Source organism: Faecalicatena contorta (genome assembly GCF_021531995.1).
Classification (GTDB): domain Bacteria; phylum Bacillota; class Clostridia; order Lachnospirales; family Lachnospiraceae; genus Dorea_A; species Dorea_A contorta_A.
Genome location: NZ_JAFBIZ010000261.1, coordinates 1 through 1016 on the forward strand (window position 1 = coordinate 1; position 1016 = coordinate 1016).

Consider the following 1016-nt stretch of genomic DNA (forward strand, 5'->3'; position numbering starts at 1 on the left):
CCCAAATGTAAATTCCCCTGTCCCTCTTTAATAATCCACTCTTTCCACACATATAATATAATGATTTCCACTTTAAGGTGATAACTATGTTAAATTACCTCTGGGCAGGTATGATTCTAATTGGAATTATATACGCTACTTTTACAGGACGAATGCCGGACATCACCAATGCCGCCGTTGACTCTTCTAAGGAAGCGATTACTCTGTGTATTACCATGATGGGAATCATGTCTTTCTGGGTAGGAATTATGGAAATTGCGACCAGCGCGGGTATTATCAAATCTGCTTCCAGAAAACTCCTCCCTTTTATTCATTTTTTATTTCCGGAACTCCCTTTAGACCACCCCTCTATAGGCCACATTACCACTAATATTATCGCTAATTTTCTGGGTCTTGGCTGGGCTGCAACACCTGCCGGTCTGAAAGCAATGGAAGAACTGGAACATCTGGAAGAAGAGCGAAGGCTTGGTCTCCTCCCGGGGCCGGTCCGAAAAAAAGGCGTTGCCAGCAACGAAATGTGTTCTTTTCTGATTCTTAATATTTCTTCCCTCCAGCTGATTCCTATGAATGTAATTGCATATCGGAGCCAGTATGGAAGTGTCAATCCTGCCTCTATTGTTGGCTCCGGAATTATCGCTACATCTGTAAGTACACTGGCTGCTATTCTGTATTGTAAACTGTTCGAACATGACAACAGATAACAAGTTCCCGACACAAAAATAACGGGATATCATACATTTATCGTCTGATATCCCGTTACGGATGATTTTTCATATTACTCATTTTTTCTACCTTAAAATGAACGTGATATTTCTGTATTCTCTACACAACAGTTCTGAAGCTTTCATAATATTCTTCCAACATTGTTCTGATCTTTCTCATCTTCATCTTCATAAATCATACCTCCTTAGTGAAACTTTTGTTTACTTTTTAAGGTCCGGCCCGACTTCCTTTTCTTGATTATAATTTAACACATTGACTGTATATTGCAAAATATATATAATAAACATATAGCA

At 39.0% G+C, this 1016-nt stretch carries 1 protein-coding gene; it reads left to right on the top strand.

Annotated elements, in window-relative coordinates; translation table 11 throughout:
* The first annotated feature begins 86 nt into the window (after window positions 1-86).
* Window positions 87-701 (top strand): nucleoside recognition protein, encoded by a 615-nt coding sequence (locus JQM82_RS15815; RefSeq protein WP_235251375.1) that lies wholly within the window; start codon window positions 87-89, stop codon window positions 699-701.
* Window positions 702-1016 lie beyond the last annotated feature (315 nt).